Raw genomic sequence first — 24,120 nt, 5'->3', positions numbered from 1 at the left:
CACTAATACAATGAATGTATAAAAAGCCTATTCCCAAAGCTCACTAATCAGCTCAACTGTTTTCTTAAACGAAAGGTTCGCTTCCTTAGCTTGTGCTATAAATTCCGCCACCATTTCCTTTGTAAGCTCTGACTCAATACGGCCATAGATCTCATCATCCAGATAAATAACACTTCCTAATGTACTGCTCGTTCGAACATAGCCCTCATCCTCCATCAGCTTGAACGCTTTCTGGACCGTGTTTGGATTAATGTTCAACTGCATTGCAATATCCCGCCTGGAAGGAAGCTTATCGCCGGACACCGCCCATTTGAGCAAAATGCGTCTCTTTACATACAAGGCAATCTGCACGTAGACCGGCATTTTATTATTTAATTGTAAATCCTGAAATGTCAGCAACTCCATCACCTGCCTCATGCTATGACTGTATTATGACAGTAATACAATAAGACCGCAAGAGGCAATTGGGAAAAATCCTCTGTTATAAAGTGTTTGCAAGACATAGAGGTTTTGTTACTATTAAACTAAAACAGACAAAGGAAAATATCACTATGTCTTCTACTTCTCTGGAAACCGTTGCTTATCGTGAAATACGTGAACGAATTATGCGTGCGGAATATATGCCCGGCTCCATGTTGTCCGAGAATGAGCTTGCTGGACTTCTCGGCATGAGCAGGACGCCTATCCGCGCAGCCATCTCCTTGTTAGAACGGGAAGGACTAGTTGGATCCTTTCGAGGACGCGGAGTTATGGTGAAGGAAGTATCTGCTCATGATTTCAGCGGAATGTATGAAGTACTCGTCTCGATGCAGCTGTTCGTACTGGATACCGCTGTGAAACGCCAGCTTAACTTCGATCTGGAAACACTGAGCCAATACCTCGAACAGCAGCAGGCAGCTATGGAGCAAAGTGATTTCTACAGTTACTATAACAGCACCCTGCTCTTCACTGAGACCATCCTTCGGACCATTCATAATGAGAGCATGCTGCAAATTATGGAGCTTTACCGGGGCAGATATGTATTCCATACCGTCTCTTACCGCAAAAAATATCCACAATACCAACCAAGCCGCTCTGTTCAAACGAACCGCCGGATTTATGAGGCGATCAAGACCGGTGACATCACCGCAGCAAAAGCTGCCGTCACCGAGCAATATTCGGATGTCCATGAGCAGTTTATTCTTGGTGGATTATTGAAATAACCTTCTCATAATGATCAAACCGGAAGCCTTATGGCCTCCGGTTTTTTTGAGTTGTATTTACAAATACTTAAGTTCGCTATTACACACAACTTACATACAAGTTGCATACTTAAATTGAAGTTAAGGAGATGACAAAGGAGATTAGATAAATGACAACTAACATTTATGAATCTCAAAAGAATAGAGTAGTTAAGCTGGATGGCGCCTATAACATGCGTGATCTTGGCGGTTATGAAACAAAGGACGGACAAATGACTAAGTGGGGAAGATTTTTCCGGGCCGATGGTCTTCACAAGCTGACCGAAGCCGACCAACGTTATGTTCTGGACCAACAGGTCAAGTTGATTGTCGACTTGCGCCATACGAAGGAGCTGGAGAAAGATCCTAACGTGTTCGCAGCTTCCGAAAAAGTCGCTTACCATCATGTCAGCCTGATCAACCCTGCTACACCAGACGTCCTGCATGTCCAAAGCTTGGGTGAGCTCTATGTAGACATGCTGGATAAATCCCAACCTCAACTCCGTGAGGTGTTCGAGCACCTCGCACACGAAGCTGAAGCTGTTTCACTCTTCCATTGTACCGCAGGCAAAGATCGGACCGGTGTTGTCTCCGCCTTGCTTCTTGATACCGCTCAAGTCCCTCACGAAACGATCATTAATGACTATAGCCTGACAGCAGAGTGTCTCGCACCTATGGTCGATGAAATGCGCCAGAAGCATCTAGGCAACGCAGATGCCGCAGCGATAGAGATGTTCGAACGCTTCATGGGCAGCGCTCCGGATAATATGGTCATGATGCTCGAGCATCTGTACAACCGTTATGGTTCCGCAGAAAAGTATTTGCTCTTGATTGGTATAACGGAAGAGCAAGTTGCCGTGTTGAAGCGTAAATTGCTTAGTTAAATAAAAAATAAAAGCCTGCACCGGACTTAGTGCAGGCTTTGCCTTTTGGACAGTAAGATTTGTTGTTCTGATGCGCTGCGTTGTATTCACTACAGCAGAATAATAGTTGATTGGTGTCGATCTTAGTCTACGTTGTATTCTCTACAGTATATTTCACCTAATTGGTCTGCTAGTAACTCTAGACGGCAGATTATACTGTACGCAATACAATGTAGCTAGTTACTCAGATGAAATAACCTCAGTACACTGGATGGAATCCAGTCTGAGCTTAGTACACAAGAACCGCTCAACCCCAGGATAGAGCTCCCCAAGACTTTCAATACGAAAACCGCAAGTGCGATAAAATCCTACAGCATCTTTATCCGTCTCCGTTTTCAAAGTTGTCAGCTCATACAACGACATCACTTCATCGAGTAAAGCACGGCCAAAGCCTTTACCCCTCATCCCTTGATCTACTGCAATATGTAAAATAACTATCTCCTCAGGTTTGATCAAAAGACCAATAATCGCAGCAATACGGCTGCCATCATCGTAAGCATATAACACCCGGTTAGCATCCGATTTATATAGTTGAATGATCCCGTTCATTTTCTCTTCTGTAGGGTTATATACACATTGAGCAACAACGGAGACGACTTGCTCCGTAAATTCCTTTACTTGTCTAAGTTGAAACACTCCTATCACCCCTAATCCTTTTCACCTTTAATCGGATTGCTAGGCAGATTAAGCGTTATTTCATTTTCCGAACCTTCTTCTTGCCATAGAACGCTTAAAGTTGTTTCATTAAGAAATTGCTTGAAATCTGCTTCGTCTGCGAAGGTGTATGTGATGTAATACTCATATGATTCATTTTTCTTCAGAATACCGTTCGTATTCCCCTCATTTCCCGATCCCTGCACATATTTCATGGGAAGCGGTTCATTGAGCCTAATCTTAATAGACTTAGCGGTTTGTTCTCCTTTATTAGTTATCTCTAAAAAAACTCGGATCATAACCGGATTCTTTAATGAATCACTGACGTGATCAATTTCATTTATACTTTGCCTATCTCTAATAATTTCGTAATTAAGTGAAGTAAACAGACTAACACGATCTTCCCTTTGATCCTTAAATGCAGTTACATCCGTCTGATTGCTGCTGCAGCCTGTTAATAGCGATAGCAATAATAGAACGCTAATTAATATCCCTCGCACACTAACACCCTCTTTACTTATAAAAATGGCATTTATTTCAATTATGAAGGTACCTCCGCAAAAAGAAAAGCAAAAAATAACTATAATCCTGTCTTAGTGAATTCCGTCTTAGGAGAAAAGCATTAATCCTATTAAATATTTTTGATAGATATTACCTAAACTGGTTCCTTCTTTCGAACTGTGCCTATATACTTGAATTGTGAGTAATTTCATAATTTTCTCAAAATTAATCTCATGTAATGCAAGAATTTCAAAAAGCAGAAATTCTTTAGCTCATGCTTACGAAGTAAGAATTGCCAAAAGCGCAATTCTTTTGAGGAGGGTACTATGGAACGGATCTTTTCGATTTCCCGCTATCCTGATGTAAAGGCAGTGACGAGCCAGCTCGATCAGCTCATCTCTAAACCTATTTATTCAATCAAACCGGAAGCATTAAAGCAGTACGAAAGAGATTATTTTGAAGCCAAATGTGCGAAATCGAAGGAAATGATAGACGTTGCTAAGGAGATTATTCCCGGCGGCGTGCAGCATAATTTAGCATTTAATCATCCGTTCCCTCTCGTATTCACAAAGGCCGAAGGTGCCTACCTCTATGATCTTGACGGCAATCGTTATTATGATTTTCTGCAGGCAGGCGGTCCTACGGTACTGGGCAGCAACCCGCCCGAAGTACGCGAGAAGGTCATCGAACTTCTTAATGATTGCGGTCCCTCCACCGGACTATTCCATGAGTATGAATATAAATTAGGTAAAAAAATTGCAGACAGCATCGATAGCGTCGAGATGTTCCGTATGCTAGGTTCCGGCACGGAAGCTTGCATGGCGGCCATTCGTGTAGCACGCCTCGCGACCAAGAAGAAAAAGATTATTAAAATGGGCGGTGCCTATCACGGCTGGAGCGACCAGCTTGCTTACGGGATCCGAATTCCCGGTTCCAAATGGACTCAGGCGCATGGCGTTCCTCGCTACATCTTCAAGCATACGCAGGAGTTTTTCCCAAATGATCTTAACGACCTGGAAAGAAAGCTTCGCTTCAACCAGCTTCGCGGCGGAACAGCAGCCGTCCTGATTGAGCCAGTTGGCCCGGAAAGCGGCACAAGGCCAGTTGATCTGGATTTCAATAAAGGCGTAGAAAAGCTATGCCGCAAATACGACGCTCTTCTTATTTTTGATGAAGTCGTTACCGCATTCCGAATCGGCATGTCAGGTGCCCAAGGCTATTATGGTGTTTCACCGGATCTTACGATCTTTGGAAAAGTTGTTGCCGGTGGATATCCGGGAGCTGGAGGTCTTGGCGGCAAGAAGGAATATATGAAATATTTGTCCGCAGGTATTGAAGCTGGCAGCAAGTATAAGAAAGCTCTTGTGGGAGGTACGATGGCTGCCAATCCACTGAGCTGCGTGGCCGGTTATTATACGCTTTGCGAGATTGAGCGGACGAATGCCATCCAAAGATCAGGCCAAATGGCCGACCGGCTGACGGCAGGACTGCAAACCCTGATCAGCAAATACAAGCTGCCGTTTGTCGCCTTTAATCAAGGGTCGATCTGTCACCTCGAAACGGTAGGTACAATGCATTTCTCCATCAACTGGTCGAAGCCTTGGCAAATTCCGAGGGTGCTCTCCGAGACATCTAAGCGAAAAAAAGAAATGGAGCATATGGGCGCGGCTTATATGGCCGAAGGCCTTGTAACCCTCGCAGGCAGCCGGTTGTACACAAGTGGAGCGTATACGGAAGAAATGATTGATGATGTACTGGTCCGCTTCGATCATATTTTCAAAAATGTAGCCTTGATTTAAGGAGTAAGGAGACGACCATGACCGCTGTCCAAGAAGCCAAGCAACGCGTCATTCAAGCAGGAATTAAGCTGATGGAAACAGGATTAATCGCCCGTACATGGGGCAACGTCAGCCATCGGATCGATGGCTGGCAGTTCGTCATTACACCAAGCGGCCGGGATTACCGGTCTCTGAGGCCAGAAGATATTGTAACCATTCAGATCGCTGACTGCAGCTACAGCGGCAGCATCAAGCCTTCCTCTGAGAAAGGCGTTCATGCCGAGGTGTATAAACGTTTTCCAGAAGTTAATTTCGTCATTCATACACATCAAGAATACGCTTCTGTTATCAGTGCCTGCGATGTGGATGCGATCCTTATTGAAGAAGGCCTGCTTGCGGGGAAAGTCCAATGCGGAGCCTATGCACTCCCAAGTACAAAGAAGCTTCAACGTAACGTTGCCAAGGCGCTTACTCACTCCGTGAACCAAGCGGTTATTATGAAAAATCACGGTGCGGTCTGTTACGGCGCTGACGATCAAGAAGCATTCGAAGTAGCACTTGAGCTGGATCAAGCTTGCCGACAATATATCAATGATACTTATAAAAGCTTAAGTGGTGAGCCAGAAGCAAATGCTTCCCAGTTAAGCTGCTTTGCCCTTGGACTTGGTCAATCTGCTAACTTGCAATCGAAGTCTTCAGCAGACAATCAGCTCTATCATAGTCGTCGATTGGAAGACGGTTTCGTTCTCTTCGATGACTCCGGTTCCGAGATTCAGGTCCGTTACGATGAGCTGGACGGCACAATGCCTGAGGAGGCATGGGTATACCAGCAAATCTATCGAGCACATAAGCACATTCATCATATCCAATGGAGCGGAAGTCCGGAGGTTATCGCCTTTTCCCATACGGCACAGCCTTTAAAGCCACTGCTGGATGACTTTGCTCAGCTCATTGGAACTTCAGCAAGAAGTGTTGACCTCTCTCCTGCAGAGGCTGCTGCTGCTTTGAAGAGATCGTCGGCTGTCTTAATCCGCGGTATGGGTGCATTATGCTGCGGCAGTACACGTGACGATGCCCTAGCGATACTTATGGTTCTTGAGAAAAACTGCAAAGCCCATGTCGGAGCTAAGCTGCTTGGTCATGTGAAGCCTATTCATTACTTGGAAAGCCTCTTAATGCGATTCGTTTATTTGAAGAAATATTCGAAGCAAGCTTCAATAACTTCCTAAAAAGAATGATCACACAAATGGACCTCTTTCTGGCTAATTGTGATGATTCTTACATCGTAAACAATCGCTAAGAAAGGTGGAATTTATATTAAAAGAATCGATCATTCACTCATGAAATGGATCATTCTTTTATCGATCGTACCGATCATCGTATCAACCGAAATGATGTGGCTCTCGCTCGCGCCAATTTCAAGTCTTGCAGAAGATTTCTACGGAGTAGGCAGCATGTCCATCACTTTATGCTCCATGAGCTTTATGATGATGTTCATTCTGTTCTCTTTGCCCGCTTCCTGGGTCATTGATAAATGGGGCTACAAAGCCTCTTTGTTAATCGGTGCAAGTATAACAGCTGTGTTTGGAACGCTTCGTGCTCTTTTCGCAGATGATTTCACACTCGTTCTGATCATGCAGTTTATTCTGGCGATTGGTCAGCCTTTTCTTCTCAATATAGCGACTAAGGTAGCCTCCGACTGGTTCCCGCTTAAAGACCGGTCAACGGCAGCAGGCATTCTGACGTTAGCTCAATATATCGGATTTATTGTTCCAATGGCCATAGCACCTGCGATTGCAGAATCATCCGGCATCCCCACACTCTTCAAGTGGTTTGCCAGCTTCGCAATCCTAGCCGCCTGTTTGGCCGCTGCCTTTGTGAATTTGAAACCTCCCGCTCCCCTCACCAATGACTCTCCTGCTAAGCAAGAGGTTTTACGATTCGAATCGATTCGACTTCTAATAGCAAACAAAAGCTACGTCCTTATTCTATTGATCAGTTTTATCTCCATTGGCATATTCAACACCATATTAACGCTTCTTGAAACGATTCTTATCCCACGTGGATTTACATCCGAAGAAGCCGGCTTAGTTGGAGCCGTATTTATCGTTGCCGGAATCATAGGGGCTGTTGTTCTACCCATTCTATCGGATCGATACCGGATTCGAGTACCATTCTTTGTTTCCGCTATCGCCATACTGATCCCCTCCTATGTTGGTCTTACATTCGTTGATCAGCCTGTTCTAGTGTCCATCATCGCCGGAATTGCAGGCTTTATGATTATGGGCGTAGCACCAATCTTGTTCCAGCATGGTTCGGAGGTTGCTTATCCCGTCCAGGAAGGAACATCTCTTGGCATGATTTTATTGATGGGGCAGGTATCCGGCATCGCCTTTGTTTACTTATTCGAAGTGCTAAATGATGCTTTGGGCACGATTGTCTGGCCGATGCTTCTGTTTGTGCTTTTAACCATCATCATGCTTCCTATTACCTTCCGGATTAAGGAATCCACCTTACCGGTTCCCACCAGGAATTTGGGGAACAATCAGCCTATGTAAAGGCAGGTGCAAGCTATGGGTACTTATGTACTCACTTATGATGTAGGAACTTCTGGTGTCAAAACCTGTCTCTATCATCTTACGGATTTGATTACGCTTGTCGCGAGCGCTTTGTTTAGCTATGAGCTCTCTATCCTGGATAACGGAGGCGCTGAGCAGGATCCCGCCGACTGGTGGAACGCCATGCAGCATACGACCAAGCAAGTTCTTCAGGACAGCCTTATTCCAGCTGATCAGATTGGAGGTATCTCCTTCTGCGCTCAGATGCAAGGGATGATCCTCGTTGATCGTGAAGGTCAGCCCATTCGCAAAGCGATGAGTTATATGGATACCCGTGCAGCCAAAGAGCATCGAGAAGGTATCATGCACGGCATGAAGATAGCAGGCGTTAACGTCTTTAAGCTTGCCAGGTCGCTTGCAATTACACGTGCTGTCCCGGCTAGTGTGAAGGACCCCGTCTGGAAGTATACCTGGGTAAAGCGTAATGAACCAGAGTTGTTCCGCAAGGTGTACAAGTGGCTGGATGTAAAGGAGTATCTCCTCTATAAATGCACGGGTGAATTCGTTATGACGGAAGATAGTGCCTATGCAACCTTGTTATATGATTCGAGAAAAGGAAGAAAGACGTTCAGTAAGCAAATGTGTAAAATGTTTGGCGTCGAGATCAATCATTTCCCAAGGGTCATAAAGTCAACTGAACAGGTTGGAACTTTGTCCACACAAGCCGCTGCTGAACTTGGACTCTCGGTAGGGACACCGGTATTTGGCGGAGGTGGAGATGCTGCGCTGATTGGTGTTGGAGCTGGCGCTGTAGCTGAAGGAGACACCCATATCTACCTTGGTACCTCGGGCTGGGTTTCCACTGTCGTCAACCGGCAGTTAATTGATACAACCAATATGATTGCATCAATCGTAGGAGCCATCCCTGACCGTTATCATTATTTCTGTGAGCTTGAGACAGCAGGCAAATGTTTGGAGTGGGTCAAGAATCATCTTGCCTTGGATGAGATCGGAATCTATCTGGAGAAAAAACAAATCTCCGAAACCCAGGAGACAATGTACCGGAGCTTGTATGACTACATGATGCATGCGATCAAAGACGTGCCTGCCGGAAGTAACGGCGTCATTTTCACACCATGGCTGCACGGGAATCGCTGCCCGTTTGAGGATTCGAACGCTCGGGGACTATTTTTCAACATCAGCATTGATACAGGCAAGACCGAGCTGATTCATGCAGTGCTCGAAGGAATCTGTTACCATCTCAGGTGGCAGCTAGAATCACAGGACCGGAAAATCAAGACGTCCAAGACGATCCGCTTTGTTGGGGGCGGCGCATTAGCTCCTCTCACCTGCCAGATTCTTGCTGATATTCTCGGACGAGAAATTGAGACGGTGGAAAGCCCTCAAAATGCCGGCGCCATAGGTGCAGCTCTTGTCACAGCTGTTGGACTAGGTATGATCCCAAGTATACATGAAGCCAAAAGTTTGGTGACTGTCCAAGCAACTTACAAGCCAAACCCACGGAATAAAGCTACCTATGACATCTATTTCGAAGTATTCAAGTCCCTCTACAGCAGGAACAAGAAAGCATTTGGCATCCTAAATAATCTCAGCAGCCGTCCGGATGTTTTTCATGCTTCTCTGTGATACAATACTGGAATTGATGGGCTTATAAACTAGGGGGCTTTTAGAACAATTATGCTTATTATTGGTATTGCAGGCGGCACTGGTTCGGGGAAAACCTCAGTGGCACGCTCTGTTATAGAACGCCTTGGCGCAGACAAGGTGACCTTCATCTCGCAAGATAATTATTACAAGGATCATCCCCATTTGACATTCGCTGAGCGCGAAGGGCTGAACTATGATCACCCGCTTGTCTTCGACAATGATTTGTTGGTCGAGCATTTGAAACAACTGAAAGCTGGAGAAGCTGCCGAGGCGCCTATTTACGATTTCGCGTCACATTCCCGCTTTAAGGATAAGACGGTAGAGCTAAAGCCATGCAAGATCGTGGTCATTGAAGGTCTACATGTCCTCTCCGATGAGAATTTACGGGCGATGCTCGACATTAAAGTATTCGTGGACACCGATCCCGATGTCCGAATCTTGCGCCGTGTATTGCGGGATATCGAAGAACGCGGACGCTCGATTCAATCCATACATGACCAATACCTTAAGACGGTCAAACCGATGCATGAAGCTTTTATCGAACCGTCCAAAAAATACGCCGACATCATCATTCCCGAAGGCGGAAAAAATGAAGTTGGCATCCAAATGTTATCCATTCTGATGGAGAAATACTTCTAATAATAACAAAGGACGCAGCCATGATGGCTGCGTCCTTTGTTTAATTATGTTAATTACCCGGGTAATACTACCCACCTTAAACAAGCTTATGAGCTTGTACTCTTTTACGATAAGACGAGTAATACCAGCCCAGCATCACAATCGCAATAACCGGACATAAGAATAGCAGCTGGTACACATGGTTATACGCATGCTCCAGAGAGGTATTGCTCATCTTATGGAGCAGCAATCCACAGATCGCCACCGACAATGATCCCCCGAAAAATTGAATTAGCTGCATCATCCCCATACCTGAACCAATCAGATGCCTCGGCAAAATGCTGGACGTCTGATTATTCAGCGAAGCCAGCGTTGCCGAGAAGGCAGGAGAGAAGAGCAAGTACCCGCACATAATGACAAACGGCGATCGTCCTACAAAGGTCATGAATAAGGCAACGACAGCTGTCAGGATCACTGTTCCAATAAACAGGAACCGGATATTGCCGTAACGGTCAAGCCAGCGCCCAACAAATGGTGTAAGCATCGCAGACAGGATTGCTCCTGGTGCAATGAGGAAACCAATCAACAGCTCTGATTTGTGGAACAAATTCGCAAGAACTAGCGGCATCAGGAACAAATTGCCCAGGTTAATAATCAGCAGACAGAATCCGACAACAAGCAGGCGGTTATAACCAGGCTGTCGGAATACTTCTGGATTAACAAAAGTCCCTTCACCTTTCGACTTACGAATATGAAGCACATGCAGGACGATCGTCACTACACTTACTGCAAACCAAATTAAAGACTGCTGGGTTACGGCAAGTAATAATGTCGTCGCGTTGATAACTATCCATGCCGCCCCGAAGTAATCAAATTTTGCAGGTTTTGGATTTTCTTTAGGCAGCAGCTTCAGCAGGATCGGCAGGATAACTAACACAAGGCAAGTAACAACAAACAAGCCATTCCATCCAAAGTATTCGCTGATCACACCACCAACGATTGGCCCAAGTCCAAACGCCATCGCACTACCGGCTGCTATCATCGAAATCGCCTTGCCTCTTCTCTCGATCGGGATATATCGGCTTGCCAATACAAGTCCAAGCCCCGCCATCGCACCTGCTCCAGCCGATTGCAAAATTCTTGCTGTCAGCAGCAGAGCGAAACTATGTGCAAAAATACCTAGAACGGATGATAATCCTAATATGAGCAGGCCTATCGCAACAAGCCTGCGGATCGGGGCAATGTCCGACAAGCGGCTGTAGATGACGGTTGATAAAGCATATCCAATCGAATAACTGGATACAATCCATGATCCGAGATCGGATGAAATACTCAAATCGTTAATAATACTTGGTACTGAGACGTTAAACATTGTCGTATTCATGACAACGACAAACAAGCCCAGCATCCATACGGGCATTACAATTCTGTCATTCAAGTTGTTCACCTAGTTTCCTTACGAAGTTACTTTACTTTGTTTAGTATAACACAAAAAAAGATGAAGCAAGGATCGGCCCCTTGCCTCATCTTCTATTGCGTCCCTTGAGAATTCGTTACTTGAGGGGCATGACTCTGACGATAAGCCAAAGGGGTCATTCCCATCTTTCTCTTGAATACTTGGAACAAATAGTTGGTGTTCGTAAAGCCGTGGTTGACCGCAATTGATTCTACCGTATTCGACGTCTCCACCAGTTCTTCGCAAATACGCTGCAGCCGGAAATCCTCCAAATAACTGCTGAAGGAGCTTACCCCATAACGGTGAAATACCCGCTGGAGCTGTCTTGTGCTGATCTGAATGCGGTCCGCAACCTCCTGCAAAGTAAGCGGCCTTGCGTAATTGTCGTAAATATACTGCTGGGCCATCTCGAAGCGATGCGCCTGAATATCTCGGGAAGGCAGCATCTGCTGCCCTTCCCGATCAACAGTCGCTTTTGCCGCACGAAGCAGAATCTGAATTAGGGCCTGTCGTATCGTGGTATAAGCGCCAAGTTCTCCAGATCGCCAAGCTATATACGCCTGCAGGAAACATGTCATCGCATCATGCTGATCCATAAACGGACGAAGAGGAAAATCAATCAGCGCCTGCATGCAGGCTTCCGATTCCTTATTCTCCCACTCCGCTCCCCATTCTTCTGTACCTGGCTCATCTGAAAGATGAGTAATATCAACATGCAGGCATAACTCTTCCATTCCAGAACGAGCATCGGCTGTCTGTTGATGGACAACACCGGGACCTGTCAAATAGAACATGCCGCTGTTCAGCTTATAGATATGGTCGATAAGGGTAACAGTTCCCTTGCCTCGAGGTATAAAATGAAATTCAAACTCCGAATGTTTATGAAATTTGATGACATGCCCCGGTTTGAAGGTGGTTAAATGCCATTTCAATACGCGAATGCCGTAACGTCCCCATCTAAAATGCAGATCAAGCCGTTCAAGCGCATCCATCTTATCTTTCATGATTGCATAAGGATACGGTCTCGCATTCACTTTGCTGTCTGACTCTGCTGCCTGCTCCCGTTCATCCCCACTAGACATGATTTCAGTTGAGCTCTTCAAGACGTACAGCTCTCTTCTCTGCAACCGAACGGTTAGAAGCTTCCATAAGCATCGTCAGCTCTTGTGCCATACGAATGTTATCTACAGCAACTGTATTGCTTTGAATATGCGATGCCCATTGCTCGAAAGCTTTGTTACGACCGCTTTCCTGCTCAACTGCGATCCACTCTGATTCGCCGTTTTTATTGCTGCGAACCAGTACTTTGGAATCTGGTGTACCGTACAGCAGCGAGCCTTCTGTACCATGCACCTCAATTGTAAATGGAGAATGCGCATTAACAAAGCCCGCTTCTACAATACCAAGCGCACCATTTGCCGTTGTAAGAATGGATACCGCGTTGTCCTCTACTTTTTTACCAGTTACATAGCCGAATGAAGCTTGAACCTGTACAGGCAATTCGCCCAGGAACAATCTTGTCAAATACATCGGGTGGCATCCCAGATCAATCAGAGCGCCGCCACCGCATTGCTCGAGATTGTAGAAGTGCTCAGGAAGCCAGTTAGCAGTTGCACCGTTATGTGACAAACGAACCCGGACCATAGTAACGGTTCCGATATCACCTGACTCCAGTACCTTCTGAATAGTTGTTGTATACCAATCATTTAATCTTGGCAGCGAAACGGTCAGCTTCACACCTGCTTCTTCTACAGCGTTTACAATTTCGTTCACTTCTTTTGTTGTAAGCGCAAGCACTTTTTCAGTGAAAATATGCTTGCCCGCCTGAGCAGCCTTCACCATTACGTCACGGTGGATGTTTGTTGGTGTATCCACGATTACGCCGTCAATATCTTCTCTAGCAAGCAGTTCATCCAGGTTTGCAATAAAAGGAACACCTAATTTAGTCGCAGCTTCTTCGCCTCTTGTAGGGATTTCATCCCATACTGCTACAATTTCCGTATTCGGATGTGCTTGTGCCTCTCTCGTATAATCCCATGCATGTACATGCCAATAGCTCAACATTGCGACTCTAATCATATAACGTCCACTCCTTAAATTAAATGATTGCGATCACTTCATATTCGCGACTTATTTCTAAGGTAGCACACCATTCCCTAAAGGAAAACTAGAACATAAAGACAATCTGACTATAATAATACGACATAGACAAGAACATTTCTCTAGACTTATTGACTCCAAATATCGGTCAAACCTATAGTAATGGCATAAACATATTTTACTTATAACGGAGGCTGAACATGAGTAAATTATTGAAAATTGGTATTATTGGCTGCGGCGGTATCGCTAACGGCAAACATCTTCCTGCTCTTAGCAAAAACAAGAACGTAGAAATCGTTGCTTTCTGTGACATCGTGGAAGAACGCGCTGCAGAAGCACAGCAAAAATACGGCAAAGAAGGTTCGAAAGTATATTCCGATTACCGCGAGCTGATTGCAGACCCATCTATTGATGTTGTTCATGTATTAACACCAAACGACTCCCATTCCTTTATTGCGATCGATTCGCTGGAAGCTGGCAAGCATGTTATGTGCGAGAAGCCAATGGCGAAGACAGCGGCTGAAGCAAGAGCGATGCTGGATGCTGCCAAACGTACTGGCAAAAAGCTGACGATAGGTTACAACAACCGTTTCCGTCCGGACAGCCAATACCTGAAAAAAGTATGTGAGCAAGGCGATCTTGGTGAAATTTACTATGCACGTGCTCATGCGATTCGTCGCCGCGCAGTTCCAACTTGGGGCGTATTCCTTGACGAAGAGAAACAAGGCGGCGGACCACTTATCGATATCGGTACACACGCTCTTGATCTGACGCTTTGGATGATGGATAACTATAAGCCGGTATCGGTAACAGGCTCCGTGTTCCACAAGCTTGGTTCCAAAGAAAATGCAGCTAACGCTTGGGGCCCATGGGATCCAGCGAAATTTACAGTTGAAGATTCAGCTGTAGGCTTCATCAAAATGGAGAACGGCGCAACAATCACGCTTGAAGCAAGCTGGGCGCTGAATACACTTGATATCGATGAAGCAAAATGTACGCTTTGCGGTACAGAAGGCGGAGCAGACATGAAAAATGGTCTCCGCATCAATGGTGAAGAAAACAGCCGCTTGTTTGTGAAAGAAGTTGACCTCTCCGCTGGTGGCGTTGCATTCTACGACGGCGCATCGGAGCGCGATATCGATGTTGAATGTGCAGCTTGGATTAATGCGATCCTGAACGACACAGATCTGGTTGTTAAGGCTGAGCAAGCACTTGTTGTAACGGAGATTTTGGAAGCGATTTACGAATCCGCTCGTACAGGCGAGACCGTCTATCTCAATCGCGAAAAAGTAGCGAAATAAATAATATAAAAAAACACGTCCGGTAACGGGCGTGTTTTTTGTATGATTCACTCTTTTAAGCCCTATGCTTATGCATTTGGCAAACTCAATTGCCACGATATACCGAACCGGTCGTTCAGCCAGCCGAATCGTTTGGCGAATGGATATTCACCAAGAGGCATTAATACACTGCCGCTAGTTGAAAGTGCTTCAAACAACCGATCAACCTCTTCTTCGGAGTCACAGGTTAGAAATATGGAGAATGATGGCGTGAACGTAAATGCATGTTTCACATAACTGTCGATGCACATAAAAGACTGGCCTTTCAGTGAGAAGCTGGCTTGTATAACACTGCCTTCTTTACCAGGCCCATCGGCGCCGTAACGTGTAATGCTTGTAATCTCCGAATCTTCAATTAAAGAAGTGTAAAATGTTATTGCTTCTTCTGCATCATTTCCTTGAAACATGAGGAATGAACTTACAGACTTCATTTGGCTCAAACTCCTTTAATCGTCATTTTGTTTGCAGCTTCTCAAGCTTATCCGGATTTCGGACAATATAGATTTCCTGTGCTTTGCTTTGCTTCCATTGAATGAAGGTCGCAGTTGTTACAATTCCATCCTGCCGTAAAAGAATACCGATTTCACCGCCAATGGTTGCGAGCTCCACAGAAAAGCCACCCTCCTCCTGCTCTGCTTTACGAATAGTACCAAGCAGGAACTGGGCCACTCGTCCAGAAGATACAATTGGCCGAATGGCTGCAGTAACTTTTCCGCCTCCATCTGAGAATAAGATGGCATCCTCGTGAAGTAGGGACAGGACCTCATCCACTTTGCCTTGAGATAGTGCACCAAGAAATTGCTCAATCCATTGTTGCTGAACAGCACCATGCTCAATCAGGTCTTCTTCTGTTATTCCCATCTTTGCTTTTGCCCTACTCATGATCTTGCGGCAATTTTGTTCGCTCTTGTCAGTCAGCTCAGCGATTGCAGGATAGTCGAAGCACAGCGCTTCGCGTAGAACAAAGACGGCCCGTTCAGCAGGCGTTAGTCTCTCAAGCAGCACCAGCATCGCATAAGAAAGCGTTTCGTGATGCTCAGCTGCTTCAAAGCTGCTATCATCATATACCGGTTCCGGAAGCCATGGTCCGATATATAACTCCCGTCTTTTACGTGCAGATCGCAGCTGGTCAATACAATGATTCGTCATCATTTTACACAGGTAAGCTTTTGGCTCATGCAGCCGCTCCATACTCATATTCTGCACTTTAACGAATACATCCTGCACGGCGTCTTCCGCATCAGCAGCCGAGCCCGTTAATTGATAAGCAAGGCGGAACAGCAGCTTTTGATACTGCTTATACAGTTCTACCATGTCATAGCTCCTTACGATTTCAGCATACTGGCAAGATCCCAGGTAAAGCATTTAATTTTGTAAGCAAGCTTACCCGTGATGATTATATCAAGCCCCCATTTGTGCGTCCACAGCAGCCCTCGTCCCGGACCAAGCCCAATCGTAAAAGCATCCATCACCGCTTTATGCTTAGGCGCTTCGCCTCCTATTAAATCTGCCGCAACAATTTTACCCAAACGCTGTGCTTGCGGAATCGCCTCTTTACAAGTCATTTGACTCACCTTACCGCTCACCCGCTCCACAATATAAGCATTATCGCCAATGGCATACACTCCGTCCGCGTCTGGAACCCTGTAGCACTCATCTACAATTACACGTCCGTTGTCTGCTAGAGGCAGTCCCATTGTACGAAGAGCAGGATTTGGCATAAGACCAAGCGTCCATACGGTGAGGCCCACCGGCAATGCATCACCATCGGATAAAAGAAGGCTGCCCTCCTCCTCCCGAAGTGCTTTCCGCTTATGGTGCACCGTAACTCCGCATTCCGCAAGATCCTGCTCCAGCTTTTGGCTGACTTTGGATGGCCCCTCCAGAAACAACCGTTCTTGCGCATTAATGAGATGAACATTGACCTCTGAGGGATGGATTCCATATTTTCCAGCTTCCGACCTCATAGCAAAAGCAAGCTCAGCAGCTGTCTCAACACCAGATATGCCCGCTCCTGCAACCGCTGCTGTTAGTAATCGCTGCCGTTCTTCCTTGCTTTTCTCTTCAGCCGCTCTTCTCATATTATCCTGCCATAGGTCGTAAATCTGTGAAGCAGTGCTTACACCGGTTAACGTAATTCCCCCATGTTCCGCTTCCAGCCTGCGCGCAACACTCCCGATTGCCATAACAAGAACATCATAAGCAAGCCAATGCTGGTTCCCTTCAAAGTCGGTATATAAAAGAATTTTGTCCTTCGGCTCTACTTGCTCTACCGAACCCTGGATAAATACAGAATCCACCGGCAGCAGCTGCTCCCAAGGAACAGTAATATTGCTGCTGCTAACGGCAGGCCGAAATAATAATACCTTCCGTACATGATGCGACTGCTGATCAAGCAAGATCAGATTAAGCTTTTGCTCACCTCCAATTGCTCTATGAGCTTTCTGAATCGCCTTCATCGCATGAATACCAGCGAATCCTCCCCCAACAACTATGCAGGTCAATTCTTTCATAAATAACCTCTCCCTTAAATGCGTTTGCACATGTAACGAGAAGAGGCTGCTTTTTGTGACAGTCGATATCTGAAATTACATTTACTAGCACAAAGTTAACGTTGACGTAAAGATTAACCCATATTACATTAGTGAAGTTTGCAAAACAAGTACAACAATCATCGAAAGGGAGAATGACTAACATGTCTTCACCAGCAAAAGCAATTGCTCATGAACCATTACAGAAGTCTGAATCTATGTTTAATCAACCAATTGCCGTTTGGGCCATTGCGTTCGCCAGTATTATCGCCTTTATGGGTCTTGGCCTGGTCGATCCTATCCTGCCAATGATGAAGGATCAGCTTCATGCCTCAGACAGTGATCTCACCTTGCTCTTCACCAGCTACAATGCCGTTATGGCCATTGCCATGCTCGTTACCGGTGTTATATCCTCCAAGCTTGGCACGAAAAAGATGCTGCTCACCGGTATCGTCATCATTGCCATATTCTCCGCTCTCGCAGGCAGCGTGGATAATGTCATGTCAATCGTATGGCTTCGAGCAGGCTGGGGTCTAGGTAATGCTTTCTTCGTTGCAACGGCATTGTCGGCCATCGTTTCTTTATCCCGTGTTGGTGTTGCCAAATCGATTATTTTGTTCGAGGTTGCTGTAGGTCTTGGCATCTCCGTTGGTCCTTTGCTAGGCGGTGAGCTTGGCGCAATCTCGTGGCGCAGCCCGTTCTACGGTGTTGCATGCCTTATGGTTCTCGCTTTCTGTCTTATTGCCTTCATGATGCCTAAACCTAAGGTACCGGCAGTCGCTGCTGTGAAAAAGAAAGCGTCTATTCTTGATCCGTTCCGGGCGTTAAAGCATCGTGCCCTGCTCATCTTTGGCTTATCTGCTGCCTTGTACAATTTCGGCTTCTTCACCTTACTTGTATATGCTGCGCTTGTTCTTGGCCATATCCACCATGTGGACGTTCATGGACTAGGTTATGTATTCCTTGGCTGGGGGCTGCTCCTTGCCTTTACTTCCGTCTTTATGGCACCTAAATTGCAGAAACGTTCGGGTACAATCAAATCGATGTGTATCCAGCTTACACTCTTTGCTTGCACTTTGTTTGCAATGGGCTACTGGACGACGGAAAAAGCCGTTGTCATTAGCATGGTTATTCTTGCAGGGGCATTCCTTGGCAACAACAATACACTGATTACAACTGCTGTAATGAACGCTGCACCTGTTGAGCGTCCAACCGCATCTGCTGCTTACAGCTTCCTCCGGTTCATTGGTGGTGCACTTGCTCCTTATTATGCCGTAAAATTTGCAGAATGGTTCGATTTCCACGCTCCATTCTACATTGGCGGCGGCTTCGTCATGCTTGCGGTTATCCTCATTGCGGTTAACCATAAGCATCTGAAGCATGTCGATGATGTTGAAGGACATTAAGAACAAATAACATACAAGCTGGCTCTATTATCAGAGCCAGCTTGTTTTTTTATCTGATTGGCTACAATATAGAAATATGACATCACATGGAATAGAGGTTACCTATTGAAAAAGATCGTTCTGATCCGTCACGGACAAAGCAATTGGAACGTCGAGAACCGATTTACAGGTTGGACCGATGTAGACTTATCCGCTCAAGGGCTGGATGAAGCAAGAGAGGCCGGGAAAATATTAAAAAAACATGGCTACGTCTTCGACACTGCCTATACTTCCGTCCTAAAACGCGCCATTCGGACTTTATGGATTATCCTTCATGAGATGGACCTGTTATGGATTCCGGAGCATAAGACCTGGATGTTAAATGAACGGCATTACGGCGCCCTGCAGGGGCTGAACAAAGCCGAGACAGCTGCAAAATACGGAGAAGACCAGGTATATCTATGGCGCAGATCGGTTGATATTCGCCCTCCCGAATTGGACAAATCCGATGAGCGATACGAGGCAGCCGATCCACGTTATAAGGACCTGAAGGACGGAGAAGTTCCTTTAACCGAAAATCTGGAGGATACGGAGGCACGTGTGCTGAGATACTGGAATGCAGAGATAGCTCCTGTTATTTCCGCAGGAGGAAGAGTTATTATTTCTGCTCACGGCAACACGCTCCGGGCATTAGTGAAATACCTTGATCAAATTCCGCCTGACGGTATAGCAGACCTGAACATTCCAACAGGCATTCCACTTGTCTATGAATTAGATGATGAATTAAAACCGATCCGCCATTATTATTTAGGCTGGGAAGGTCCCTATCCTGAGGGCCAGATTCCAGCGCATATGACCCATTAACTATAATTGGAGCCGGCAGCAAGCCGGCTCCAATTATATTACCCGAATATGAGAATTATGCTATTACCTTCCCACGAACAGCTTACAGGTTCATACCACCTGACGCTTCGATACGCTGCGCATTCACCCAGCCGAGCTCTGGCGTACATAATGAGGCTACAATTCCGCCGATATCATCAACTTCACCAACGCGGCCAAGTGCCGTCAGCGAGCCGAGATGATCACGAATGTCCTGATTATCTCTCACAACTCCTCCTCCAAAGTCTGTCGCAATGGCGCCGGGTGCAACCATATTCACACGAATGCCGCGTTTGCCAAACTCCTTCGCCATATATTTCGTCAGTACTTCAATTGCACCTTTCATAGCGGCATAAGCGCCATAGCCGTCTGTTGTAAATCGCGTTAATCCGGTAGACAGATTGACAACTCCGCCATGATCGGCGATACGAGAAAGCAGCTTCTGCGTTAAGAAAAAGACTCCTTTGAAATGAACATTCATTAGAGAGTCGAACTGTTCTTCTGTTGTACTTGCAATTGGCGCATTGATGCCAAAGCCTGCATTATTGATCAGGAAGTCGAATTGGTCACGATTCCACTTCTCTTTCAGCAGATCGCCTAATCGCTCGGCAAAGCTGTCAAAGGTAGACACATTGCCCGCATCAAGCTGAAGTGCCGCCGCTTTACAGCCATTTGCTTCAATTTGTTGTACAACCTCTTCCGCTTCTTCCTTCCGAGAAAGATACGTAACGATCACGTCGATCCCTTTCTTCGATAATGCGATAGCCGAATTGCGCCCAAGACCTCGGCTTCCTCCTGTGACAAGTGCGATTTTATGATTAGTTTCCATGATTGTAGTCTCTCCTTTTATCCCGAAATTTGAACCCTTGATTATTGTAACCAGTTGTTCTAAAGTGAGATTACTCCTTCGAGTTAACTCTAAGTCAAGCTAAAGGGTGAAAAAAAATGAATTATACGATTAATGAGGTCGCAGCCAAGTTTGGGCTGTCTGCCCACACGCTCCGTTTTTACGATAAAGAAGGCCTTCTTCCCTTCATCACAAGAACCAAATCCGGCAACCGCACTTTTACGGAGATGGATCTGGATTGGGTCGCTCTGATCTGTTGTCTGAAGGATACAGGCATGCCAATTAAGGAAATCAAGCTGTACAGCGATTGGTGCAAAGAGGGACGCGAAACGATTGATGAGCGTAAAAAAATGCTTGCGGACCACCGCAGCGAGGTGCTGAAGCAGATCGAAGAGCTGAACAAAAACCTTGAGCTGATCGATAAGAAGCTGGATTGGTACGAAGACCCTGAAATGCTTCGCAAGATCGATGAACATGTAGAAAAAGCGGCTTTGGAAAAATAATGCTTTGAATTTCCGTTATTCTTCCCCTACAATAGGTACTAATATTGCGTATAACCTCGGCAATACGGGCCGAGGGTGTCTACCGGGAACCGTAAACTCCCGATTACCAGCATGCTTATTTCAGCATCGATGGTGATCGGGAGTTTTTTTATTTTTTGGAAAAAAGGAGAAGACTAGAAACATGAAAACAAATGAACGGCTTAAGAAGCGCATCGAGGTTGCGAGCAAGCGCGGCGCCGCGGATGTTATCATCCAAAATGGCAGCATCGTTAATGTATTTACAGGTGAGATTATGACAGGCGATATCGCGATTGTTGATGGTGTTATTGCGGGGATTGGCGAGTATACGGATGGTGCAACAATCGTTGACGCAACGGGTCAATGGATCATTCCCGGCTTAATTGACGGACATGTGCATATTGAAAGCTCGATGCTTGCTCCTCGGGAATTTGCCAAAGTTGTTCTGCAGCATGGAGTAACAGCAGTCGTAACCGATCCGCATGAAATCGCCAATGTGATGGGCAGTGTTGGTATTCAATATATGCTTGACCAGTCGGAAGGGCTGCCACTCGACATCTATGTCAATCTGCCGTCCTGCGTCCCGGCAACTCCGTTTGAAACAAGCGGCGCACAGCTGGAAGCTGCGGATCTTCAACCTTTCTACCAGCACCCTAAAGTGCTGGGACTAGCCGAGGTGATGGATTTTCCAGCCCTAGCTTCAGGCAGCCCTAGTCTAATCAATAAATTGTCTGATGCTATTGATCATCAAGCCCATATCGACGGACATGCGGCCGGCATAACACGCGAGCAATTAAATCTGTATATGACAGCAGGCATTCGTACAGACCATGAATGCATTAATGCTGAAGAAGCCAAACACCGTCTGGACTTAGGTATGTATTTGATGATACGTGAAGGAACTGTCGCGAAGGATCTGGAAGCCATCCTTCCTGTCGTGACGACGAGGAACAGCCGGAGATGCCTATTCGTAACCGATGACAAGTTAATTGATGATCTCCTTACTGAAGGTAGTGTCGATTACAGCATCCGTCTGGCTATTAGTAAAGGTCTTGACCCAATAACTGCTGTTCAGATGGCTACTATTAATACGGCAGAATGCTTTGGCCTTCGTGATCAAGGCGCAATTGCACCTGGTTATAAAGCCGATCTTGTCATTCTTGATGATTTGCAGCAGCTGGTCATTAATCAAGTATTCAAGCAAGGGGTAAGAGTCTATGCGAATGGCAAACTTGATGAAGAAGCTTTTCCCTCTCTGACACCTGCTTCTATCAGCAATCAGAACGTTACTTCGCTTCGAAACGGGATAAAACCGCTTCAGCCAAATGCTCTCCACCTCCCTCTTCAGTCCGAGTTTGCCAATGTCATTGGGATCATTCCAAATTCTTTGGTAACCCGTCATTTGAAGGAAGCGGTAGAGAGAGATCATGAACAGCTTTTTGTAACATCAACAAAGCAGGATCAGTTAAAACTTGCTGTAGTGGAGCGCCATCATGCAACAGGTAATATTGGACTTGGCATCGTAAAAGGGCTCCAATTTCGCAAAGGCGCCATTGTTTCGTCTGTTGCCCATGACTCGCATAACATCATTTGTGCCGGGGTTACGGATGAAGATATGCTTTTAGCAATTGAGCATGTCGTTACGATGAACGGCGGCTTAGCGGTAGTTGCCGATGGCGAGGTGCTGGCTTCCTTACCATTGCCTGTCTGTGGTCTCCTGTCCGAACAAAGCTACAGCGAAGTAAATGAGCAGATGCTCGGTCTATATGCAGCACTTCGCGAGATTGGCGCCCTTGATACCTTTAATCCTTTTCTAACTTTATCGTTCCTGGCGCTCCCGGTTATTCCAGAGCTTAAGATAACGGACAAAGGCTTGTTCGAATTTGCTTCCAATGCCCATATAAGCATGGAATGCTAATAGATTCCTATTCCCTCTAATTGATATAATAAGGAAGAGAGGAGTGGAATCGGATGACTAGATGGGTAGATCAATATATTCGCAGTGAGGAACAAAGAACCCGGGTTACGGAAATGGATAAATTAGCGGCTTGTTTTGCGGAGAGAGCGTCAACGCATGATCGTGAAGGCTCTTTCCCCTTCGATAACTTCGCGGATTTGCGTGAGGCGGGATACTTGAAATTAACAGTCCCTAAAGCTTATGGCGGGGATGAAATTTCTCTCTATGACCTCGTAACGCTGCAGGAACGGCTTGCTTATGGTGACGGATCAACAGCTTTGGCTGTTGGCTGGCATATGGGACAGATTCTTCATCTTCGGACGACGCAAAAATGGCCGAAGCCTATTTTCGCAGAATTATGTAAGGCTATTGTGAATGAAGGCGCAATGATTAACACCTTCGCCAGCGAAGCTGCTTCAGGCAGTCCAAGCCGGGGAGGCAAACCCGAGACAACAGCAGTTGCGGTTGATGGCGGGTGGCTCATTTCTGGACGCAAAACCTTTAGTACGTTGTCGCCGATCCTCGACCGTTTTGTTGTAACGGCTTATATCCCTACTGAAGACTGTGCCAGTGATTTCCTAGTCACACGCGGGGAGCAAATAAAGCTCATTGAAACCTGGGATACGCTTGGCATGCGTGCTACCGGAAGCCATGATGTTGTACTTGATCAAGTATTTGTCCCTGCTGCTAACCGGCTTATCAGCCAAGGAACAGATGACGGAGGCGGCTGGCTGCTGCATATTCCAGCCTGCTATTTGGGAATCGCATTAGCTGCAAGAGATTTTGCCTTAGAGTTTGCAAACAGGTACCGGCCAAACAATATGGAGAAACCCATCTCTGCTATCCCATCTGTTCAACACTCGATTGGTGAGATGGAAGTTGAGCTTCGAACCGCTCATACGATGCTCTATTCGATCGCCGACCGCTGGGATCAGGAAATAGAAAGGCCCGCTTTGAAAGCGGACCTCGGCCTTGCCAAATATGTCGTAACGAATAATGCCATAAAAGTGGTAGATATCGCCATGCGGATTGTTGGCGGCACCAGCTTATCCCGGCAGCTGCCGCTCGAGCGCTATTACCGAGATGTCCGGGCTGGATTACATAACCCTCCGATGGACAATGCTGTGATTCAGAATCTCGCTGCCGCGGCTTTAGGCGAATTCGTAAAATAGGTTGATGTA

Annotated in this window: 23 protein-coding genes and 1 riboswitch; of the genes, 13 read left to right on the top strand and 10 right to left on the bottom strand. The window is 46.1% G+C overall.

The window, feature by feature from the left end; translation table 11 throughout:
• Positions 1–27: 27 nt before the first annotated feature.
• Positions 28–405, bottom strand: coding sequence for a GntR family transcriptional regulator (locus FHS17_RS18330; RefSeq protein ID WP_243865422.1), 378 nt, complete (start codon positions 403–405; stop codon positions 28–30).
• Positions 406–551: 146 nt separating this feature from the next.
• Between FHS17_RS18330 and FHS17_RS18325 the strand changes: the two genes are divergently transcribed.
• Positions 552–1,202, top strand: a complete 651-nt coding sequence (locus FHS17_RS18325; RefSeq protein ID WP_167279867.1) for a GntR family transcriptional regulator — start codon at positions 552–554, stop codon at positions 1,200–1,202.
• Positions 1,203–1,351: 149 nt separating this feature from the next.
• Positions 1,352–2,104: a tyrosine-protein phosphatase gene (locus FHS17_RS18320; RefSeq protein WP_167279866.1), complete on the top strand. Its 753-nt coding sequence runs from the start codon at positions 1,352–1,354 to the stop codon at positions 2,102–2,104.
• 219 nt (positions 2,105–2,323) lie between these two features.
• On the opposite strand, the gene FHS17_RS18315 is transcribed toward FHS17_RS18320, so the two are convergent.
• Both FHS17_RS18315 and FHS17_RS18310 read right to left on the bottom strand, forming a co-directional pair.
• Positions 2,324–2,779, bottom strand: coding sequence for a GNAT family N-acetyltransferase (locus tag FHS17_RS18315; RefSeq protein WP_341805853.1), 456 nt, complete (start codon positions 2,777–2,779; stop codon positions 2,324–2,326).
• A gap of 11 nt (positions 2,780–2,790) precedes the next feature.
• Positions 2,791–3,297 carry a hypothetical protein gene (locus tag FHS17_RS18310; protein WP_167279865.1) on the bottom strand — a complete coding sequence of 169 codons (507 nt, stop codon included), beginning with the start codon at positions 3,295–3,297 and terminating at the stop codon, positions 2,791–2,793.
• A 327-nt stretch (positions 3,298–3,624) separates the two neighbouring features.
• Between FHS17_RS18310 and FHS17_RS18305 the strand changes: the two genes are divergently transcribed.
• The 5 genes from FHS17_RS18305 (at position 3,625) to udk (ending at position 9,941) form a co-directional block, all read left to right on the top strand.
• The gene (locus FHS17_RS18305) at positions 3,625–5,097 is read left to right on the top strand and encodes an aspartate aminotransferase family protein (protein ID WP_167279864.1); all 1,473 of its coding nucleotides are present in this window, start codon (positions 3,625–3,627) and stop codon (positions 5,095–5,097) included.
• 17 nt (positions 5,098–5,114) lie between these two features.
• A complete protein-coding gene (locus tag FHS17_RS18300; RefSeq protein ID WP_167279863.1) occupies positions 5,115–6,305 on the top strand; it encodes a class II aldolase/adducin family protein in 1,191 nt (396 codons plus the stop codon).
• 111 nt (positions 6,306–6,416) lie between these two features.
• Positions 6,417–7,634 (top strand): MFS transporter, encoded by a 1,218-nt coding sequence (locus FHS17_RS18295; protein WP_167279862.1) that lies wholly within the window; start codon positions 6,417–6,419, stop codon positions 7,632–7,634.
• A 15-nt stretch (positions 7,635–7,649) separates the two neighbouring features.
• Entirely contained in the window at positions 7,650–9,281 is a 1,632-nt protein-coding gene (locus tag FHS17_RS18290) for a xylulokinase (RefSeq protein ID WP_167279861.1), read from the top strand.
• A gap of 51 nt (positions 9,282–9,332) precedes the next feature.
• Positions 9,333–9,941: a uridine kinase gene (udk, locus tag FHS17_RS18285; protein ID WP_167279860.1), complete on the top strand. Its 609-nt coding sequence runs from the start codon at positions 9,333–9,335 to the stop codon at positions 9,939–9,941.
• 76 nt (positions 9,942–10,017) lie between these two features.
• On the opposite strand, the gene FHS17_RS18280 is transcribed toward udk, so the two are convergent.
• The 3 genes from FHS17_RS18280 to FHS17_RS18270 all read right to left on the bottom strand — a co-directional run bounded on the left by FHS17_RS18280 (position 10,018) and on the right by FHS17_RS18270 (position 13,455).
• Complete coding sequence (locus tag FHS17_RS18280; protein ID WP_341805851.1) at positions 10,018–11,367, bottom strand: MFS transporter; 1,350 nt, start codon at positions 11,365–11,367, stop codon at positions 10,018–10,020.
• 83 nt (positions 11,368–11,450) lie between these two features.
• Positions 11,451–12,479 (bottom strand): helix-turn-helix domain-containing protein, encoded by a 1,029-nt coding sequence (locus tag FHS17_RS18275; RefSeq protein ID WP_341805850.1) that lies wholly within the window; start codon positions 12,477–12,479, stop codon positions 11,451–11,453.
• Positions 12,463–13,455 carry a Gfo/Idh/MocA family protein gene (locus tag FHS17_RS18270; protein WP_167279858.1) on the bottom strand — a complete coding sequence of 331 codons (993 nt, stop codon included), beginning with the start codon at positions 13,453–13,455 and terminating at the stop codon, positions 12,463–12,465. The genes FHS17_RS18275 and FHS17_RS18270 overlap by 17 nt, the downstream gene beginning before the upstream one ends.
• A 221-nt stretch (positions 13,456–13,676) precedes the next feature.
• Between FHS17_RS18270 and FHS17_RS18265 the strand changes: the two genes are divergently transcribed.
• Complete coding sequence (locus FHS17_RS18265; protein WP_167279857.1) at positions 13,677–14,777, top strand: Gfo/Idh/MocA family protein; 1,101 nt, start codon at positions 13,677–13,679, stop codon at positions 14,775–14,777.
• Positions 14,778–14,845: 68 nt separating this feature from the next.
• Here FHS17_RS18265 and FHS17_RS18260 read toward each other — a convergent pair whose 3' ends face one another.
• From FHS17_RS18260 to FHS17_RS18250, 3 genes are read right to left on the bottom strand one after another with little or no spacing between them, the layout of a single operon-like run.
• Positions 14,846–15,247 carry a VOC family protein gene (locus FHS17_RS18260; RefSeq protein ID WP_167279856.1) on the bottom strand — a complete coding sequence of 134 codons (402 nt, stop codon included), beginning with the start codon at positions 15,245–15,247 and terminating at the stop codon, positions 14,846–14,848.
• Between the two features lie 22 nt (positions 15,248–15,269).
• Positions 15,270–16,130: an RNA polymerase sigma-70 factor gene (locus FHS17_RS18255; protein WP_167279855.1), complete on the bottom strand. Its 861-nt coding sequence runs from the start codon at positions 16,128–16,130 to the stop codon at positions 15,270–15,272.
• 11 nt (positions 16,131–16,141) lie between these two features.
• Complete coding sequence (locus FHS17_RS18250) at positions 16,142–17,329, bottom strand: NAD(P)/FAD-dependent oxidoreductase (RefSeq protein ID WP_167279854.1); 1,188 nt, start codon at positions 17,327–17,329, stop codon at positions 16,142–16,144.
• A 182-nt stretch (positions 17,330–17,511) separates the two neighbouring features.
• Between FHS17_RS18250 and FHS17_RS18245 the strand changes: the two genes are divergently transcribed.
• Both FHS17_RS18245 and gpmA read left to right on the top strand, forming a co-directional pair.
• Positions 17,512–18,753, top strand: coding sequence for an MFS transporter (locus FHS17_RS18245; RefSeq protein WP_167279853.1), 1,242 nt, complete (start codon positions 17,512–17,514; stop codon positions 18,751–18,753).
• A 105-nt stretch (positions 18,754–18,858) separates the two neighbouring features.
• Positions 18,859–19,596 (top strand): 2,3-diphosphoglycerate-dependent phosphoglycerate mutase, encoded by a 738-nt coding sequence (gene gpmA, locus FHS17_RS18240; protein WP_167279852.1) that lies wholly within the window; start codon positions 18,859–18,861, stop codon positions 19,594–19,596.
• 82 nt (positions 19,597–19,678) lie between these two features.
• Here gpmA and FHS17_RS18235 read toward each other — a convergent pair whose 3' ends face one another.
• A complete protein-coding gene (locus FHS17_RS18235; protein WP_167279851.1) occupies positions 19,679–20,443 on the bottom strand; it encodes an SDR family oxidoreductase in 765 nt (254 codons plus the stop codon).
• Between the two features lie 116 nt (positions 20,444–20,559).
• On the opposite strand from FHS17_RS18235, the gene FHS17_RS18230 reads away from it, so the two are divergent.
• The 3 genes from FHS17_RS18230 to FHS17_RS18220 all read left to right on the top strand — a co-directional run bounded on the left by FHS17_RS18230 (position 20,560) and on the right by FHS17_RS18220 (position 24,111).
• The gene (locus FHS17_RS18230; RefSeq protein ID WP_167279850.1) at positions 20,560–20,964 is read left to right on the top strand and encodes a MerR family transcriptional regulator; all 405 of its coding nucleotides are present in this window, start codon (positions 20,560–20,562) and stop codon (positions 20,962–20,964) included.
• Positions 20,965–20,992: 28 nt separating this feature from the next.
• Positions 20,993–21,090: riboswitch (purine riboswitch) on the top strand.
• Between the two features lie 55 nt (positions 21,091–21,145).
• Positions 21,146–22,900 (top strand): adenine deaminase, encoded by a 1,755-nt coding sequence (ade, locus tag FHS17_RS18225; RefSeq protein ID WP_167279849.1) that lies wholly within the window; start codon positions 21,146–21,148, stop codon positions 22,898–22,900.
• Between the two features lie 53 nt (positions 22,901–22,953).
• Positions 22,954–24,111: an acyl-CoA dehydrogenase family protein gene (locus tag FHS17_RS18220; RefSeq protein WP_167279848.1), complete on the top strand. Its 1,158-nt coding sequence runs from the start codon at positions 22,954–22,956 to the stop codon at positions 24,109–24,111.
• Positions 24,112–24,120: the final 9 nt, after the last annotated feature.

Origin of the sequence: Paenibacillus lupini, assembly GCF_011761355.1 — a bacterium.
GTDB classification, from domain to species: Bacteria; Bacillota; Bacilli; order Paenibacillales; family Paenibacillaceae; genus Pristimantibacillus; species Pristimantibacillus lupini.
This window is presented reverse-complemented; position numbering and strand designations above follow the sequence as displayed.

Bases quoted from the DNA above. Each gene is read 5' to 3' on its own strand.
- FHS17_RS18330 (WP_243865422.1), bottom strand. From the start codon at position 405: ATGGAGTTGCTGACATTTCAGGATTTACAATTAAATAATAAAATGCCG.
- FHS17_RS18325 (WP_167279867.1), top strand. From the start codon at position 552: ATGTCTTCTACTTCTCTGGAAACCGTTGCTTATCGTGAAATACGTGAA.
- FHS17_RS18320 (WP_167279866.1), top strand. From the start codon at position 1,352: ATGACAACTAACATTTATGAATCTCAAAAGAATAGAGTAGTTAAGCTG.
- FHS17_RS18305 (WP_167279864.1), top strand. From the start codon at position 3,625: ATGGAACGGATCTTTTCGATTTCCCGCTATCCTGATGTAAAGGCAGTG.
- FHS17_RS18300 (WP_167279863.1), top strand. From the start codon at position 5,115: ATGACCGCTGTCCAAGAAGCCAAGCAACGCGTCATTCAAGCAGGAATT.
- FHS17_RS18295 (WP_167279862.1), top strand. From the start codon at position 6,417: ATGAAATGGATCATTCTTTTATCGATCGTACCGATCATCGTATCAACC.
- FHS17_RS18290 (WP_167279861.1), top strand. From the start codon at position 7,650: ATGGGTACTTATGTACTCACTTATGATGTAGGAACTTCTGGTGTCAAA.
- udk (WP_167279860.1), top strand. From the start codon at position 9,333: ATGCTTATTATTGGTATTGCAGGCGGCACTGGTTCGGGGAAAACCTCA.
- FHS17_RS18270 (WP_167279858.1), bottom strand. From the start codon at position 13,455: ATGATTAGAGTCGCAATGTTGAGCTATTGGCATGTACATGCATGGGAT.
- FHS17_RS18265 (WP_167279857.1), top strand. From the start codon at position 13,677: ATGAGTAAATTATTGAAAATTGGTATTATTGGCTGCGGCGGTATCGCT.
- FHS17_RS18260 (WP_167279856.1), bottom strand. From the start codon at position 15,247: ATGAAGTCTGTAAGTTCATTCCTCATGTTTCAAGGAAATGATGCAGAA.
- FHS17_RS18255 (WP_167279855.1), bottom strand. From the start codon at position 16,130: ATGGTAGAACTGTATAAGCAGTATCAAAAGCTGCTGTTCCGCCTTGCT.
- FHS17_RS18250 (WP_167279854.1), bottom strand. From the start codon at position 17,329: ATGAAAGAATTGACCTGCATAGTTGTTGGGGGAGGATTCGCTGGTATT.
- FHS17_RS18245 (WP_167279853.1), top strand. From the start codon at position 17,512: ATGTCTTCACCAGCAAAAGCAATTGCTCATGAACCATTACAGAAGTCT.
- FHS17_RS18235 (WP_167279851.1), bottom strand. From the start codon at position 20,443: ATGGAAACTAATCATAAAATCGCACTTGTCACAGGAGGAAGCCGAGGT.
- FHS17_RS18230 (WP_167279850.1), top strand. From the start codon at position 20,560: ATGAATTATACGATTAATGAGGTCGCAGCCAAGTTTGGGCTGTCTGCC.
- ade (WP_167279849.1), top strand. From the start codon at position 21,146: ATGAAAACAAATGAACGGCTTAAGAAGCGCATCGAGGTTGCGAGCAAG.
- FHS17_RS18220 (WP_167279848.1), top strand. From the start codon at position 22,954: ATGACTAGATGGGTAGATCAATATATTCGCAGTGAGGAACAAAGAACC.